We start from the raw sequence: 15419 nt of genomic DNA, 5'->3' as shown, positions 1-15419 counted from the left end.
ACGCTGAAATGAAACGGGCATGCTATTTTTTTTGACAGATACAAATGCCAACAGATCATGCAGTTTTTCATTCTGTCATACGGAAAGCAGCACGACAGCAGCGCGCACTTTATTCCTTAATTACAAAAATTCAACAAGATGAAGAAAAAGATATCAGGGTTTTTAATCACCGACATTATTGTTTTGGGAATCATAGTTTGGTTTATTGCTTATGCCAAAATAAAAGCAATGGAAGGCGGCTTTGATGCCTTTCTCCATGTAGTTCGCGAAGACGGCTGGGTGGAATACCTGACAGCTCTTTTCCTGATACTTTGCGCCATACTGCTTGGCATAAATGCAGTAAAAGCCCTAAAACGAGCCGACAAAAAGCAGGTTCTCTTTTACACACTGGCTTGCCTGGTGTTTATTTTTGGTTGCGGCGAAGAAATTTCGTGGGGACAACGAATTTTTGGCATCCAATCGGGCGAATATTTTATGGCCAACAACTACCAGGGCGAAACCAACCTGCACAACCTTAAAATCGACGGAGTGGATCTGAACATCCTGATTTTCTCCAAGCTGATGTTTGTGGCGCTGGTTTCTTACTTTGTTCTCCTTCCGCTTCTTACCTGGAAAATAAAATCCATCCGAAAACTGGTGGTTGATTTTGGAGTTCCCGTTCCGAGACTTCACCACATTATTATGTTTTTTGTAACCAACACAGCCGTTCTCACATTGATCCAGATGAAAAAAGAAAGTGAACTGCACGAACTGGCACTTACCGGTGTTTTATTCCTGATATTCCTGAATCCGGCTAAAAGAATCAAAGAAGTTGTAGTCAGCAAATGACAACGATCGACCAACCCTGCCTGAGCAAACGGGCAGGGATTATAGATGGACGATTTAAAAGAGACACTTACAATTGGATATGAAGCCTATTTGCTCCTCTCAGCGTCAGCAAATCCCAAGTGATATCCAGAAGCCAAGTAGTGAACACTCCCCCTTCTTTTCCGCCAATCTGAGAGTCACAGAAAATCAACTCAACGCAGCCGCCTGCTTCCTCCTGATCTTCATCAACTTTCTCTTTTTGAAGGCTTTCCGGTTTCGGATAACCACATCCGGAAGATGATTAAAGAAATGTTCTGTAAGCGTATCCTTTCCGCCCCAAATTGGAATCTTGGCGCCAATACGCGTACTGATATCGTACATTAAAAATTCAGACAACTCCAGGCTTTTTGAACTGGCGGCATACACCATCTGCGTTGGATAAGCCAGATTTCCGAATGTCGGGATCATCCCAACAAAAAGCGCAATCCAGCGCGGATGACGCTTATCTGCCGGCAACACCAGGCGTTCGTAAATCATTCGGCCCAGCGTATAAAGCGTTCGGTATATAATTCCGCCCAAAGCAACGCCCAGCACCAACACAGCTTCGTTGATCAAACCAGCGGCAAACAACGCAGGCAACACAAACAACTCCACCACGTTCATCAGCGGCTTTAAACCAATCAATATAATAAAGTCAGACAAATACGGACTTGCCAGTTCCCGGTCGGCCTGCTCCCGCAAAAAGTCAGCACTTTTCCGGCTCAGCTGCCCCCGCTTTTCCCAATCCGTAATCCGTTGCTTCAGCAAGGCATCTACACTTTGTTTCCGGTAATCGCCGTTAAAAAGAAAACGAACAGAGTCTTTTATCAATTTCAGGTACCGAATAGAGCTCAACCACCGATAAAGTTTGACAGGCAACTTAACAAACAACTTCACAAAAGCACGTTTGCTCAACCGCAGCAATTCTTTCTTTATCCACTGAACTTTATGCTCCGAGTAGAACTCGGCCTCTTCCCGCGTAATCTTTTCTTTAATCAGCTGATAATTGATACTTTTCTGAACACGCCCCAAAGCTTTCCATGCTTTCTGGTGTTTGTCCAGCTTTTTGATACGCTCCAGCAGCAAAATAAAACCATCTTCCGATAACAGCTCGACAAGATCTTCCCGTCGTTCCACCACATACGATTTAAGCTTCGGAACATCAACATCGTCAAAAAGAGCCCGTTTGTAACGAAAAGATTTGGGTAGGTAATACCCCAGCAACGATAGCGGATTCAACGGAAACAAAGCCGGAACCCCCGATTCGGCATCAATCCAAATCCAGGTTTTATCTTCTCCCAAAAGGAAATTATTCAACGCAATGGGATTCCCTTTTCCGGCCTGCCAAACCAAACCATCAAAACCCGAATCAGCCAGTTTTTGCTGCAAGGGCTTCATTACATTCCGGGTGAGATCTCCCAACTCCCAGTCGCACTTTCCGGAAAAAGGATGATGCAATTTTGCAGGCCTTCCTGTTACAAACTCTGTAGATATTTTAAAGGATTTCTCCGGTTCGTGCCAGGCATCGCCAAACGATTTTGCAATTCTCACTTTTGATCCGAACCAGTAAAACAGCAGCTGTTCCAGTATTTCGCGTCTTAAATGCGCACTTTTTACTGCATCTTCGTTCCAGCCGTAAGCATTCGGCGCACCGGTAAGAACATAGTTTACCAAGTCAGTAAGGCTGTCTACTCCTGAGAAAACCTTTACCGCCAGGTCCTTGCCATCTTCTTGGATCCGGTAAACCTTACCCGACCGGCCCTGACCAATGAGTGCACCTTCATTCTCTTGTTTCAAATTCGTCTTCATTGCTTTAAGAGCGCAAAAATACTAACTTAACTCTAACAAACCTAAATACATAGCTCAGGTTATCTATACATTAACAACCCGGCAGGCATTTTGTCCGACAAAATCTTGAAAATCCGATCGAAATAACTGATTACCAATAAAGATTAGCTAAAAACGGGTTTCTCTGAACCGCTTCGCTTCAAAGAGTGCTACTTTTTTAAAAGCCCCTCTTTTTCGTTCCAGGGATCGATAAAAACCAGCAAAAGAATTGTTACAAAAATGGCTTCCCACAATTCCCATATTCTTCTGTCAGGAACAAGCAAAATGGGCAAGGTACAGGCAAGCAGCATCACTGAATATTGAATGCGCGGCAACGGAACGCCAAACAGGTCGACCAGCTTTTTAAACCCATTCCATTTCCGGTAGAGGATCAAAGAAAGGACAAAGTAGGTACCAAAAACAATTACCAGCCCTTGTGAAAAGATAAGTTTGTTGATATTCACGCCGCCAATTTCCAGGTTATGCAGGTTGGTTTCTCCCTGCAGGTTGTTTTGCATAAAATAGTCGCCTGCCTGAATGGAAAAAATTCGCTGTCCCCAGGAAATTTCTTCGCCAAAACCAAAAAACGCCCCCAAAACGATCAACACATTCAAAAACATCCAGTACTTGTTTCTCTCTCCGCGTTGCCGGATCAGACGCAGCAACGACAAAATGGAAATCATCAGCAGTCCTAATGCGGTAATGTTCTCAAATAAGCCGTCTTCAGCCACCATTTTGTGGTAAAAAGGCTCTGCAAAATAAAACGACGAAATCGCCAGTAACGAACCTGCAATAACGACGTACAATAAAATCTTCAATGTTTTCATCAGCTTACTATTGTTTATTTCGGGACAACAGGTAAAACCTGCAACACCCCAAAAGTCATCCGGTATAAATCACAACTACAACCCTGCCTCTCTGTCTCCTCAATACAGGATCAGGCAGCCCTGTTTTCTTAATTTTATTATCCGCACAAATGTAGTAATATTCCCCAAACAGCACTTGATGAAAAACACTACTAAATGCACAGAATCAGCTTATCTTCCTTACCAAAAACACCCGAAAATCGCAGTCTCAAGCAATCAATCTTCCATTAAACACCCATCAATTTGACCAGAAAAACGACCGTATGGTAACATTTGGCTCTTTTACGCCCAAGAAACAAACACGAAATTTTATCTTTGCAACGCAAGTCACTCCGTAATTAACTGAGATATAAAGCGGTTGTTTTTGCCGCACTGAACAGACACAGATCCACCGATTGGCGGATAATACAAAAGAGAATGATTGCAATGCAAGTTCCATCCGTCGGCTGACGGACCGTTGAAACTAAATAATTTTAATCACATGAAACTTTGGGATAAAGGAACACCGGTAAACAAAGCCATCGAAGAATTTACTGTAGGAAAAGACCGCGAACTCGATCTTTATCTTTCCACACACGATATACTCGGATCCATGGCGCATGTAACCATGCTTGAATCAGTTGGCCTGATTGAAAAAGACGAATTGCCAGTCCTGCTCAGCGAACTAAAAAGACTGCACAAGGAAGCATCTGCCGGAAATTTCGTGATCGAAGAAGGCGTAGAAGATGTCCATTCGCAAGTGGAATTTTTGCTTACTCAAAAACTGGGCGATCTCGGGAAAAAAATACACAGCGGGCGTTCCAGAAACGACCAGGTACTACTCGACCTGAAACTTTTTACCCGCGAGGCAATCAAGGAAATTGTTGAAAGCACCAGTACCCTGATTGATGTTCTGCTCAAAAAAGCAGACGAAACAAAAGATATTCTGATGCCTGGTTATACCCATCTCCAGGTGGCCATGCCTTCGTCTTTTGGTTTGTGGTTCAGCGCCTACGCCGAAAGCCTTACTGACGATCTGGAACTGCTGGCTTCAGCTTTCAGGATCACCAATCAAAATCCACTGGGTTCAGCCGCCGGTTATGGCTCTTCGTTCCCCTTAAACCGACAGATGACCACCGATTTGCTTGGATTCAGCAACATGAACTACAACGTGGTTTATGCGCAGATGGGACGCGGAAAAGTTGAAAAGATCGTTTCGTTTGCCTTGGCCAACCTAGCTTCAACGCTCTCAAAACTGGCTTACGATGTTTGCCTGTTTATGAGTCAAAACTTCAATTTTGTAAGTCTTCCTGCCGAGTTCACCACCGGGTCGAGCATTATGCCGCACAAAAAGAATCCGGATGTATTTGAACTTACCAGGGCACGCTGCAACAAACTCCAGGGAGTTCCGGGACAGATCAGCATGATCGTCAACAACCTGCCAAGTGGCTATTTCCGCGATCTTCAGATGGTAAAAGAAGTTTTCCTGCCTTCATTCAAGGAAATGAACGACTGCCTGAACATCGTAACTCTTGCCGTGGAAAACATGACCGTCAACACAGGCATTCTGAACGATTCGAAATACGATTATCTGTTTAGCGTGGAAGAGGTAAACAAGCTTGTATTAAATGGAGTTCCATTCCGGGAAGCTTACAAGCAAGTGGGGGCACAAATTGAAGAAGGTCGGTTTCATCCTGAAAGATCGGTAAAACACACCCACGAAGGAAGCATTGGTAACCTTTGCCTGAACGAAATTGATGAAAAAATGACAACGGTGCTGCAAGGCTTTCATTTCGAAAGAATTGAAGAAGCGATAAACAAACTACTGAACGGGTAGCCTCCAAGGCCCGAAAAACCTTATAAATAGTACAACCCCCAAACATTCGCACGCCACCCATACTCAATTCAATCAGAAAAAGCAAAGTTAATTGTATGTTATTAAACAATCTATTTGGGCTTCATGATTGTAATTCTTCTTGCCTTTCATTATTTTTGGTTTCACTCCGTAAGTAAAACTTAATTTTATCTTACAATTTGGCAGTGCTTGATTTTTCAGACAGCGGTTAAGCACTGCACTATAAGGGAACTTTAAAAACAGAAAGGAATAATGATGCAGAAGAGACTACCTGTAGCACAGGGACTATATAGCCCTGCAAATGAGCATGATAACTGTGGAATTGGATTTGTGGCACACATCAAGGGAAAACCTTCACACGATATAATCAACCGCGGACTGGAAGTTCTGCGCAACATGGATCACCGTGGTGCTACCAGCGCCGATAATTCAACCGGAGATGGCGCAGGTTTGCTGATGCAGGTACCGCACGAATTTATCACAGAAGAACTGAAACTGGACGTAGGGGCACAGGGAAAATACGGAACCGGCCTGGTTTTTCTTCCAAAAGAAGAATTCGAAGCCAATATTTGTATTGAGATTCTTACAAAACACATCGAAGCGGAAGGGCTTACTTTAGTTGGCTACCGCGATGTGCCGGTTGACCAATCGGCTCCGGGAGAAATTGCCAAAACTACCGAGCCGGCGATCAAACAAGTATTTGTTAAGGCCAATCTTGAAAGAGATGCATTGGAGCGTAAGTTGTACATTGTCCGCAAACTGGCTGAAAAGGAAATCAGGGATTCCAACCTGAAGAACAAATCCAGCTTTTACCAGCCAAGTTTGTCATCGAAAATCATGGTGTACAAGGGGATGTTTACTCCCGACCAGTTAAAAGCCTATTTCCTCGATTTCAAAAACGAAAAACTCAAAAGTGCCATTGCTCTGGTGCATTCGCGTTTTAGCACCAATACCTTCCCGACCTGGGATTTGGCGCAACCTTTCAGAATTGTAGCGCACAACGGCGAGATCAACACGGTAAAAGGAAACCGTCTTTGGATGCAGGCGCGCGAAGCACTGATGAAATCAGAAGTATTCGGCGAAGACCTGCAAAAACTTCTCCCGGTTATCGAACCTGGAAAATCAGACTCAGCATCATTTGACAATGTGCTTGAATTTTTACACATGACAGGGCGCTCGTTGCCGCATTCATTGTGTATGATGATACCGGAATCATTCAACCAGAAGAACCCGATTCCGGACAGTTTAAAAGCATTTTACGAATACCACTCCACCATCATGGAGCCATGGGACGGCCCGGCTTCAATGGTTTTCTCCGACGGACGTTACATTGGCGGAACACTCGACAGAAATGGGTTACGCCCATCGCGCTATGTGATCACCAAAAACAACCTGATTGTAATGGGTTCTGAAGTGGGTGTTCAAACTTTCGCACCGGAAGAGATCAAGGAAAAAGGCCGTTTGCGCCCCGGTAAAATCCTGCTGGTAGATACTCAACTCGGAATCATCATTCCCGACGAAGAAGTAAAAGATCAGCTTAGTAAAAGAAATCCTTATCAAATGTGGTTAAAAGAAAACCGCATGCAGATGAAAGATATTTCGGTAAAACAGCGCGTGTCTTCTTCGATCGACAACTTTGAAACTTATTCCAAAGTGTTTGGCTACACCAAAGAAGATATGTACGAGATTATCAAGCCCATGAGTACAGGTGCGGCCGAGCCAACCAGTTCCATGGGAAATGATGCTCCTCCGGCTGTTTTCTCTGACAAACCTAAACGTCTGTTTGATTACTTCAAACAGATGTTTGCCCAGGTAACCAACCCGCCCATCGACCCGATCCGCGAAGGATTGGTAATGTCGTTAACCAATTACATTGGAGCGCTGCATTCCAATATTCTGGATGAAAGCATGGAACACTGCAAACTGATTAAATTTGATGAGCCGCTGCTGACCAATACCGACCTTGGCAAAATCAAGGACCTGAAGGATGAGATGTTCACTCACAAAACCATCCCGATGCTGTTCCCGGTAAAAGACGGCGAAAAAGGCTTCCAAAAAGCCGTAAGCGACATGCTGGTTGCAGCCGAAAAAGCAGTAGACGACCACAAGAATTACATTATTCTTACCGACAGGGGCATCTCGGAAGAAATGGCGCCTATTCCTTCATTACTGGCAGTGTCGGCCGTTCACCATCACCTTATCCGCAGCAAAAAAAGAATGCAGGTAGGTATTATTGTTGAAACCGCCGAGGCCCGCGAAGTAAACCATTTTGCCTTGCTGTTGGGATACGGGGCAAGTGTAATCAATCCCTACCTGGCATTTGCCGCCATCGACCACATGGTGAAAGAAGGCAAAATTGAAATGGATTATGTGGAAGCCCGCAAAAACTATATCAAAGCAGTTGGGAAAGGCCTTTTGAAGGTATTCTCTAAAATGGGTATTTCAACACTGAGAAGTTACCACGGTGCACAAATTTTTGAGGCGATCGGGGTGAGCAACGAAGTGATCAATAATTATTTTACCGGAACCACCTCTAAAATTGGAGGTGTGGGCATGCAAGAAATCTGCACCGAAGCCAGCATGTTTCACGAGCAGGCATACAAAGCAGACAATGCTCCGGAACCTTTCCGTTTTGAAAATTCAGGAAATTACGCCTGGCGGAAATACGGGGAGCACCACGCCTGGAACCCGGAAACAATCGGATTGCTGCAATGGGCAACCCGCACCAACGATTACAGCAAATACAAGGAATACAGCACACTGGTTGACAAACAAAACCGGCAACCGGCCTTTATTCGTGGCTGCATGAAATTCAAGCGAAACCCGATTCCGCTGGAAGAAGTAGAGCCGGTCGAAGAGATCATGAAACGCTTTGTAACCGGCGCCATGTCATATGGGTCGATCAGCAAAGAAGCCCACGAAGCGCTGGCTGTTACCATGAACACAATTGGCGGCAGAAGCAACACCGGAGAGGGAGGTGAAGACCCGGCCCGCTTCGGCACGCTGAAGAACAGCAAAATCAAGCAGGTGGCTTCCGGACGTTTTGGTGTTACCAACAACTACCTGATAAACGCCGAAGAGCTGCAAATTAAAATAGCCCAGGGAGCAAAACCCGGTGAAGGCGGTCAGTTACCTGGATTCAAGGTGAACAAGATCATTGCCAAAACCCGAAATTCAACTCCGGGCATTACACTGATCTCGCCACCACCTCACCACGATATTTATTCGATCGAGGATTTGTCGCAATTGATCTACGACCTGAAGATCACCAACCCGAGAGCCAAAGTTTCCGTTAAACTGGTTTCGGAAGACGGTGTGGGAACCATCGCAGCAGGTGTTGCCAAAGCATTCTCTGACGTGATCATTATTGCCGGGGCTGACGGAGGAACCGGTGCCAGTCCGGCCAGCTCGATCAAACATGCGGGTTTGCCGGTTGAACTTGGAATTGCAGAAACACAGCAAACACTGGTACTTAACAACCTTCGTGGCAGAGTGAAGCTTCAGGTGGACGGTCAGCTAAAAACCGGCCGCGATGTAGTAACTCTGGCATGCTTGGGCGGCGAAGAATTCGGATTCTCCACTTCTGCACTGATCGTTCTGGGCTGTATTATGATGCGTAAATGCCACATGAATACATGTCCCGCAGGTATTGCAACACAAGACAAACAACTGAGAAAACGTTTTATTGGGAAATCAGAATACACGGTTAATTTCTTCCGTTTTATTGCAGAGGAAATTCGTGAATACCTGGCTGAAATGGGCTTTCGCAAATTCAACGAAATTGTGGGACGTACCGACCTGCTGGAGGCAAACGATGAAGTTACCAACTGGAAAATGAAAACAGTTGACTTCTCCCGTCTTCTTTACGTACCAAAAGAAGCTGAAAACACCGATATTCACAATACAGCCGCAAACACACAGGATACTTCGGGTCATATGGATCACACCTTGATTCGCGACGCAAAGAAAGCATTGAATGGTGCAGAGAAAGTATGGATGTCAAGAGACATTGTAAACGTTGACCGTACAATCGGAGCCATGTTATCGGGAGAAATCTCGAAACGCTACGGCGAAGCGGGTTTACCCCAGGATACGATCAACTGTACTTTCCACGGTACAGCAGGGCAAAGCTTCGGAGCCTTCCTGGTAAAAGGTGTTACCTTCCGTTTGGAAGGCGATTGCAACGACTACATCGGGAAAGGATTATCGGGAGGTAAAATCATCGTGGTTCCGCCACTGGGATCGACCTTCAAACCCGAGGAAAACATCCTGATCGGAAACACCTCGCTTTACGGAGCAACCAGCGGTGAAGCTTATTTCCGCGGTGTGGCAGGAGAACGTTTCTGCGTGCGTAACTCGGGAGCAAAAGCGGTGATTGAAGGAACCGGCGACCACTGCTGCGAATACATGACTGGCGGACGTGTTGTTGTTCTGGGAAAAACAGGACGAAACTTTGCAGCCGGTATGAGTGGCGGGATTGCTTATGTACTGGATGAAACCGGAAACTTTGACTATTTCTGCAACAAAGGTTTGGTTGAACTTTCTCCTGTTGAAGACAAGGCAGACATCAAAGAGCTTCAGGATATGATCAGCAAACACCTGACTTACACCCAAAGTTCCGTGGCGGCCACCATCCTTACCAACTGGGAAGCTTATCTTCCGAAGTTTGTAAAAGTGATTCCGTTTGAATACAAGAAAGTATTGCAGGAACAGAAGCTGAAAGAGTTACAGAAAAAACTACAGCTGACAGAAGATGATCCGTCACGCCACGAGTAGAGATTAGTTACAATTATCAAAAATCGAAAAAAGAGGAACAAAGATATGGGAGACCCAAAAGGATTTATGACAGTTGGCCGCATCGAAGCAGGCTATCGTCCGAAGGAGGAAAGGATCTTCGACTATGGTGAAGTTGAACAAACACTGAACGAGAAAGACCGGAAGCTACAGGCATCGCGTTGTATGGATTGCGGCATTCCGTTTTGCCACTGGGGTTGCCCGGTGGGGAGCAAAATTCCGGAATGGCAGGATGCTGTTTACCGCGGCAACAAAGCAGAAGCTTATTACATATTGCATTCAACCAACAGTTTTCCTGAAATTACAGGAAGGATTTGCCCGGCACCCTGCGAGAAATCGTGTGTGTTGGCCATTCACGACGAAGCGGTTACCATCCGCGAAAACGAATGCGCTACCGTAGAACAGGCCTTTGATGCCGGTATTGTAGTGGCCAACCCTCCGCTGACAAGAACCGGTAAAAAAGTAGCGGTTATTGGTTCAGGACCTGCCGGATTGTCGGCAGCCGACCTACTAAACCGTGCCGGTCATTCTGTTACCGTATTTGAAAAAAATGATGCGATTGGCGGATTACTTCGCTACGGCATCCCGGATTTCAAACTCAACAAACGGATCATCGATCGTCGTTTAGCCTTATTTGTTGACGAAGGCATTGATTTCAAAACCAATGCAAACGTAGGTGTCGATATCTCCAAAGAACAATTGCTGAAAGATTTTGATGCGGTTGTTCTGGCCATCGGAGCCGAGCAACCACGTAACCTGGAAGTGGAAGGCCGCGATTTAAAAGGGGTTTATTATGCAATGGATTTCCTCACCCAGCAAAACAAAGTGGTGGCAGGTCAGGAGATCAAAGCTAACGAAAGAATTCTGGCTGAAGGTAAAAATGTACTGGTAATCGGAGGTGGAGACACAGGGTCTGACTGTGTGGGTACTTCCATCAGGCAAAAAGCAAGTTCTGTAACCCAGATCGAAATTTTACCCAAGCCTTCTGAAAAAAGAGACAACAACAATCCTTGGCCCTATTGGCCCAACACATTGCGTACTTCCAGTTCTCATTTGGAAGGATGCAACCGCCGCTGGAGCCTGAACACCAAACGCTTTATTGGCGAAAACGGAGTACTGAAACAAGCGGAAATCGTTCAGGTAGAATGGACAAAAGACGATGCCGGCCGTTGGAAAATGACAGAAGTGGAAGGAACCACAGAGATTGTGGACGTTGATTTGGCCTTGCTTTCGATGGGTTTCACACAACCTGTTCACAACGGTTTACTCGACAGCCTGGGAGTTGAATACGATCCGCGCGGAAACGTAAAAGTAGATGAACAAAAACAGACATCGGTCGACAAGGTATTTGCAGCAGGAGATATTGAACGTGGAGCAAGCCTTGTGGTACATGCTATTCAGGCCGGTAAAGTAGTGGCAGAAAACGTAGATGCTTTTCTTCGGAAATAATTAACACGATGGATTTGGATTAAGAATCATATAGTGCAGTTTTTTCAGGGGGAGCCGGGCAACAGGAAATTTCCTAACTAATCACTATTCCTTGACCAGAACGTGATAAAGCCAGGTTCCCCTTTTTTTAGGCAAAATTTTAATTCTTATAATGGTTTTTACCTGGGCCGGAGCAATGGCCCCTGGAAGAAATTACGGAAAGAGGCTGGTTCAGGTAAACTGAAACGGCCTTTTTTGTTGTTACTCGTAAACCTGACGGACTATATCTTCAACTCAACCCCTTCCGGCCGTTTGTGTTTCCAGCGCCGGTGGCTCCACAAATAATATTCGGGTGCCTCGTGTATGGCCTCTTCCATTTTGCGAATATAGGTAAGCAAAATCTCATTGGGAGCAGCCTTGGCGGGTTCTTCTACCATCAGCGAGAATTCATATTCGTACTTGCCCCTCCCTACTTTTCTTACTTTCTGAAAAAATACGGGTTGATTGGTTTTTCGTGCGATCTTTTCGGGACCGGTAAAAAAGGCAGCTTCACGGTTCAGAAACGTGGCCCACGAACCCAATTCGGCCAATGCACTTTGGTCGGCCACCAGCCACAACAAAGTAGGTACTCCTTTTTTTACTTCATCGAACGCAACTTTTGCAGCCCGCCCCATTTGCACAGCCCGCCCGCCCCATTTCTCGCGCGAATGCAGCAAAAAATCATCCATTGGCTGGTTATCCCTCATTTTATTGTAAACCATCAGAATACGATGCTTTGACAACTTTTGGAGATAACTTCCCCACTCCCAATTGTTGTAATGATAAGCCAGCACAATGACTCCCTTCCCCAATTCTGCGAACCGGTTCATTTCCTCGACTCCCACAAAACGCACCCTCTTCTGCATCTGTGCAGGAGTCATATAATGCAGCTTCACCGACTCTATAAAAACGTCGGCCAAATGCTTGTAGAAGCGGTTTCGCAATTGAAGAATTTCATCGTGTATTTTTTCAGGAAAGGCAGTCTGAAGATTTTCCAGGATCACAGCACTACGGTACCTGATAATATGTTTTAGCAGCAGGTAAACCAAATCAGACAAAAAATACAAAACCCTAAAAGGCAAAAGTGCTATTCCTTTCAAAAGCAAAACCACACATTTGTTCAATGCGTTGGTCAACCAACCTGTGGGATCCTGACTTCTTGTATTTGTTGTTGTCATTTAAAAACAGGGAGAAGTATTAATGCTGTTAAATACTTTTAAATTTGACGTAAAAGTGGTCTCAAAACTACATTTTTACGTTTACATTCGCTAAAATTATCGTTACATTCGACACAAAACAATAGCATGAAGACAATCATTTCTATCGTATTATTCGTTGTTCTTGGATACAACCTTATGGCACAAAGTACTTTTATTGCACACCGCGGGGCTTCGTACCTGGCTCCGGAAAACACACTGGCAGCGGTCAACCTGGCGTGGGAACTCGGCGCCGATGCGGTGGAGATTGACATTCATCTTGCCAAAGACAACCGCGTAATGGTTATTCACGACAAGGACACCAAACGTACCTGCAACGGAAAAAAGAACCTGGAAATAAAATCAACACCATCTATCCTGCTTCGCGACCAGGATGCGGGCATCTGGAAAGGAGAAGAATTTAAAGGAGAAAAAATCCCGTATTTGTCAGAAGTCATTCAAACCATTCCGACCGGGAAAAAGCTGGTGGTGGAGATAAAATGTGGTGCCGAAGTAATTCCGGCACTGGAGCGCATCCTGGAGGGAAGTAGCAAACAGGATCAAATTGTATTTATCAGCTTTAACTGGGATGCCATTGTTAAAGCGCAAAAAGCATTTCCTGCCAATAAATGCTACTGGCTAAGTTCTTCAAAAAAAGGATTAAGCAACAAAATGGAAGAAGCTGCCGCCAACAAACTGGTCGGAGTGAACTTGCAACATTCCATTATCGACAAGGACGTAATCGCAGCTGCCGAAAAACTGAACCTCGAAGTATTAACCTGGACAGTAGATGATCCGGCAGAAGCCAAACGACTTGCTGACCTTGGCGTGAAAGGCATCACAACCAACCGCCCAAAATGGCTGAAAGAGGAAATGTCCAGGCTATAACGACAGGAAATAAACCAAAAGATTTCAATGATATTTATAGAATCCGTGGAGGTACGCTTCTGCGGATTTTTTGTTTATGAAGCGAAGTACACTCCTCCTCCCGTTTTTCGTGACAGCCCCCGGGAAAACAAATCCCAAGATAAAAAAAGGCAAAAAAAAAGGCAGCTTCTACAAGCTGCCTCAAAGCCATGAAAACAATTAAACAATGTTCAGAAAACAGAAAACTAGAAACAATTAAATAGTCATTATATCTTTTTCTTTAGCTTCCACTAAAGAATCGATCTTCTTCGAATAGTTGTCAGTCATTTTTTGTACTTCTGCCTCGGCATCCTTTTGGATATCTTCCGACAACCCATCTTTTTGTAATTTCTTCAGGGTGTCGTTGGCATCTTTTCTTGCTGACCGTACACTGATTTTGGCATTTTCACCTTCCTGATGCGCCTGTTTTACCAAGCTTCTCCTTCTTTCTTCTGTCAATACAGGAATGTTAATTCGAATGATATCTCCGTTGTTATCCGGATTAAAACCCAAATTAGCTGCCATGATTGCCTTTTCAATTTCAGGAATCAATTTCTTTTCCCAAGGTTGAATTGCAATTGTTCTTGCATCGGGTGTACTCACATTTGATACCTGACTTAGCGGTACCAAACTTCCATAATATTCTACATGAACGCCATCCAACATGGCTGGTGAAGCTTTTCCTGCTCTAATGTGAACCAGCTCCTTTTCGAGGTGCCCAACTGCTCCCCCCATCTTCTCTTTACAGACGTCTAAAACGAATTCTACTTCCTCTTGCATTAGTTAAAACACTGTATTACCAACCGTGGATTGTTAGCAAATATAGAAAAAATATATAAACGCGAAAATTTTTTAAATAATTTATTCCCAATTCAAATAAACCCGAATCAGTTATGCACAATCGTTCCAATTGGCTCCCCATTCATAACTCTTTGCAAATTACCTTTTTGATCCATATTAAAAACCAGGATAGGCAAATTGTTTTCCTTACACAAAGTTGTCGCGGTCAAATCCATTATTCGCAAATTGCGCGCATAGATCTCGTCAAAAGTGATGCTTTCGAATTTGGTTGCTGAAGCGTCTTTCTCGGGATCGGCCGAATAAATTCCATCCACCCGGGTACCTTTTAACATAACATCCGCTTCAATTTCAATTCCGCGCAAAGCACTGGCGGTATCGGTGGTAAAATACGGATTTCCCGTACCTGCCGATATAATGACAACCTCGCCTTTTGCCAATGCATCAACCGCGTTTTCTTTTGAATAATACTCGCCAACCGGCTCCATGCGAATAGCAGTCATCACCCTTGACCGAACTCCGGCATTGATCAATGCAGAATTCAATGCCAGGCTATTAATTACCGTCGCCAGCATTCCCATCTGATCGCCTTTTACGCGGTCAAAACCTTTTGCAGCCCCGCTTAGACCACGAAATATGTTTCCGCCCCCAATTACAATACCTACCTCTACGCCACTCTTCACCAAAGCAGCTATCTGCTCTGCGTAATCATTTAAGCGGCTTTGGTCAATTCCGTATTGCTGATCTCCCATTAGTGACTCACCACTCAGCTTTAAAAGGATGCGTTTGTATTTCGCCATGAGTTTTATTTTAATTGCCCGACAAAGTTAAAATAGTTTTCCTTTTTTGGCACAAAAAAGCCGGCAGTCTTCCGACAGCCGGCCC

Annotated in this window: 10 protein-coding genes; 5 read left to right on the top strand and 5 right to left on the bottom strand. The window is 44.8% G+C overall.

Translation table 11 applies throughout. The features are described 5' to 3' along the window. Positions 1–138 precede the first annotated feature (138 nt). On the top strand, positions 139–828 hold the full coding sequence (locus INQ51_RS17880; RefSeq protein ID WP_233379319.1) for a hypothetical protein: 690 nt from the start codon (positions 139–141) through the stop codon (positions 826–828). 186 nt (positions 829–1014) lie between these two features. Here the strand turns inward: INQ51_RS17880 and INQ51_RS17875 are convergent, their stop codons facing one another. Beyond that, positions 1015–2655 (bottom strand): hypothetical protein, encoded by a 1641-nt coding sequence (locus INQ51_RS17875; RefSeq protein WP_233379318.1) that lies wholly within the window; start codon positions 2653–2655, stop codon positions 1015–1017. A 188-nt stretch (positions 2656–2843) separates the two neighbouring features. After that, on the bottom strand, positions 2844–3500 hold the full coding sequence (locus INQ51_RS17870) for a hypothetical protein (RefSeq protein ID WP_233379317.1): 657 nt from the start codon (positions 3498–3500) through the stop codon (positions 2844–2846). 520 nt (positions 3501–4020) lie between these two features. On the opposite strand from INQ51_RS17870, the gene argH reads away from it, so the two are divergent. The 3 genes from argH to INQ51_RS17855 all read left to right on the top strand — a co-directional run bounded on the left by argH (position 4021) and on the right by INQ51_RS17855 (position 11616). Further along, the gene (gene argH / locus INQ51_RS17865) at positions 4021–5355 is read left to right on the top strand and encodes an argininosuccinate lyase (protein WP_233379316.1); all 1335 of its coding nucleotides are present in this window, start codon (positions 4021–4023) and stop codon (positions 5353–5355) included. Positions 5356–5625: 270 nt separating this feature from the next. After that, positions 5626–10149: a glutamate synthase large subunit gene (gene gltB / locus INQ51_RS17860; protein WP_233379315.1), complete on the top strand. Its 4524-nt coding sequence runs from the start codon at positions 5626–5628 to the stop codon at positions 10147–10149. Positions 10150–10194: 45 nt separating this feature from the next. After that, positions 10195–11616: a glutamate synthase subunit beta gene (locus INQ51_RS17855; protein WP_233379314.1), complete on the top strand. Its 1422-nt coding sequence runs from the start codon at positions 10195–10197 to the stop codon at positions 11614–11616. 260 nt (positions 11617–11876) lie between these two features. On the opposite strand, the gene INQ51_RS17850 is transcribed toward INQ51_RS17855, so the two are convergent. After that, on the bottom strand, positions 11877–12812 hold the full coding sequence (locus INQ51_RS17850; RefSeq protein WP_233379313.1) for a lysophospholipid acyltransferase family protein: 936 nt from the start codon (positions 12810–12812) through the stop codon (positions 11877–11879). 126 nt (positions 12813–12938) lie between these two features. Here INQ51_RS17850 and INQ51_RS17845 point away from each other — a divergent pair, with 126 nt between their 5' ends. Next, positions 12939–13718, top strand: coding sequence for a glycerophosphodiester phosphodiesterase family protein (locus INQ51_RS17845; RefSeq protein ID WP_233379312.1), 780 nt, complete (start codon positions 12939–12941; stop codon positions 13716–13718). A 234-nt stretch (positions 13719–13952) separates the two neighbouring features. Here INQ51_RS17845 and frr read toward each other — a convergent pair whose 3' ends face one another. Beyond that, a complete protein-coding gene (gene frr / locus INQ51_RS17840; protein WP_233379311.1) occupies positions 13953–14516 on the bottom strand; it encodes a ribosome recycling factor in 564 nt (187 codons plus the stop codon). Between the two features lie 107 nt (positions 14517–14623). Next, the gene (pyrH, locus tag INQ51_RS17835) at positions 14624–15334 is read right to left on the bottom strand and encodes a UMP kinase (RefSeq protein WP_233379310.1); all 711 of its coding nucleotides are present in this window, start codon (positions 15332–15334) and stop codon (positions 14624–14626) included. Between the last annotated feature and the right edge of the window lie 85 nt (positions 15335–15419).

The sequence above is a fragment of the Maribellus sp. CM-23 genome (genome assembly GCF_021354595.1).
Classification (GTDB): domain Bacteria; phylum Bacteroidota; class Bacteroidia; order Bacteroidales; family Prolixibacteraceae; genus Draconibacterium.
Note: the sequence above shows the minus strand (reverse complement) of the source record. Positions and strands in the feature narration are given on the sequence as shown.

Coding starts and splice junctions, on each gene's coding strand:
- INQ51_RS17880 (WP_233379319.1), top strand. CDS start 139: ATGAAGAAAAAGATATCAGGGTTTTTAATCACCGACATTATTGTTTTG.
- INQ51_RS17875 (WP_233379318.1), bottom strand. CDS start 2,655: ATGAAGACGAATTTGAAACAAGAGAATGAAGGTGCACTCATTGGTCAG.
- INQ51_RS17870 (WP_233379317.1), bottom strand. CDS start 3,500: ATGAAAACATTGAAGATTTTATTGTACGTCGTTATTGCAGGTTCGTTA.
- argH (WP_233379316.1), top strand. CDS start 4,021: ATGAAACTTTGGGATAAAGGAACACCGGTAAACAAAGCCATCGAAGAA.
- gltB (WP_233379315.1), top strand. CDS start 5,626: ATGATGCAGAAGAGACTACCTGTAGCACAGGGACTATATAGCCCTGCA.
- INQ51_RS17855 (WP_233379314.1), top strand. CDS start 10,195: ATGGGAGACCCAAAAGGATTTATGACAGTTGGCCGCATCGAAGCAGGC.
- INQ51_RS17850 (WP_233379313.1), bottom strand. CDS start 12,812: ATGACAACAACAAATACAAGAAGTCAGGATCCCACAGGTTGGTTGACC.
- INQ51_RS17845 (WP_233379312.1), top strand. CDS start 12,939: ATGAAGACAATCATTTCTATCGTATTATTCGTTGTTCTTGGATACAAC.
- frr (WP_233379311.1), bottom strand. CDS start 14,516: ATGCAAGAGGAAGTAGAATTCGTTTTAGACGTCTGTAAAGAGAAGATG.
- pyrH (WP_233379310.1), bottom strand. CDS start 15,334: ATGGCGAAATACAAACGCATCCTTTTAAAGCTGAGTGGTGAGTCACTA.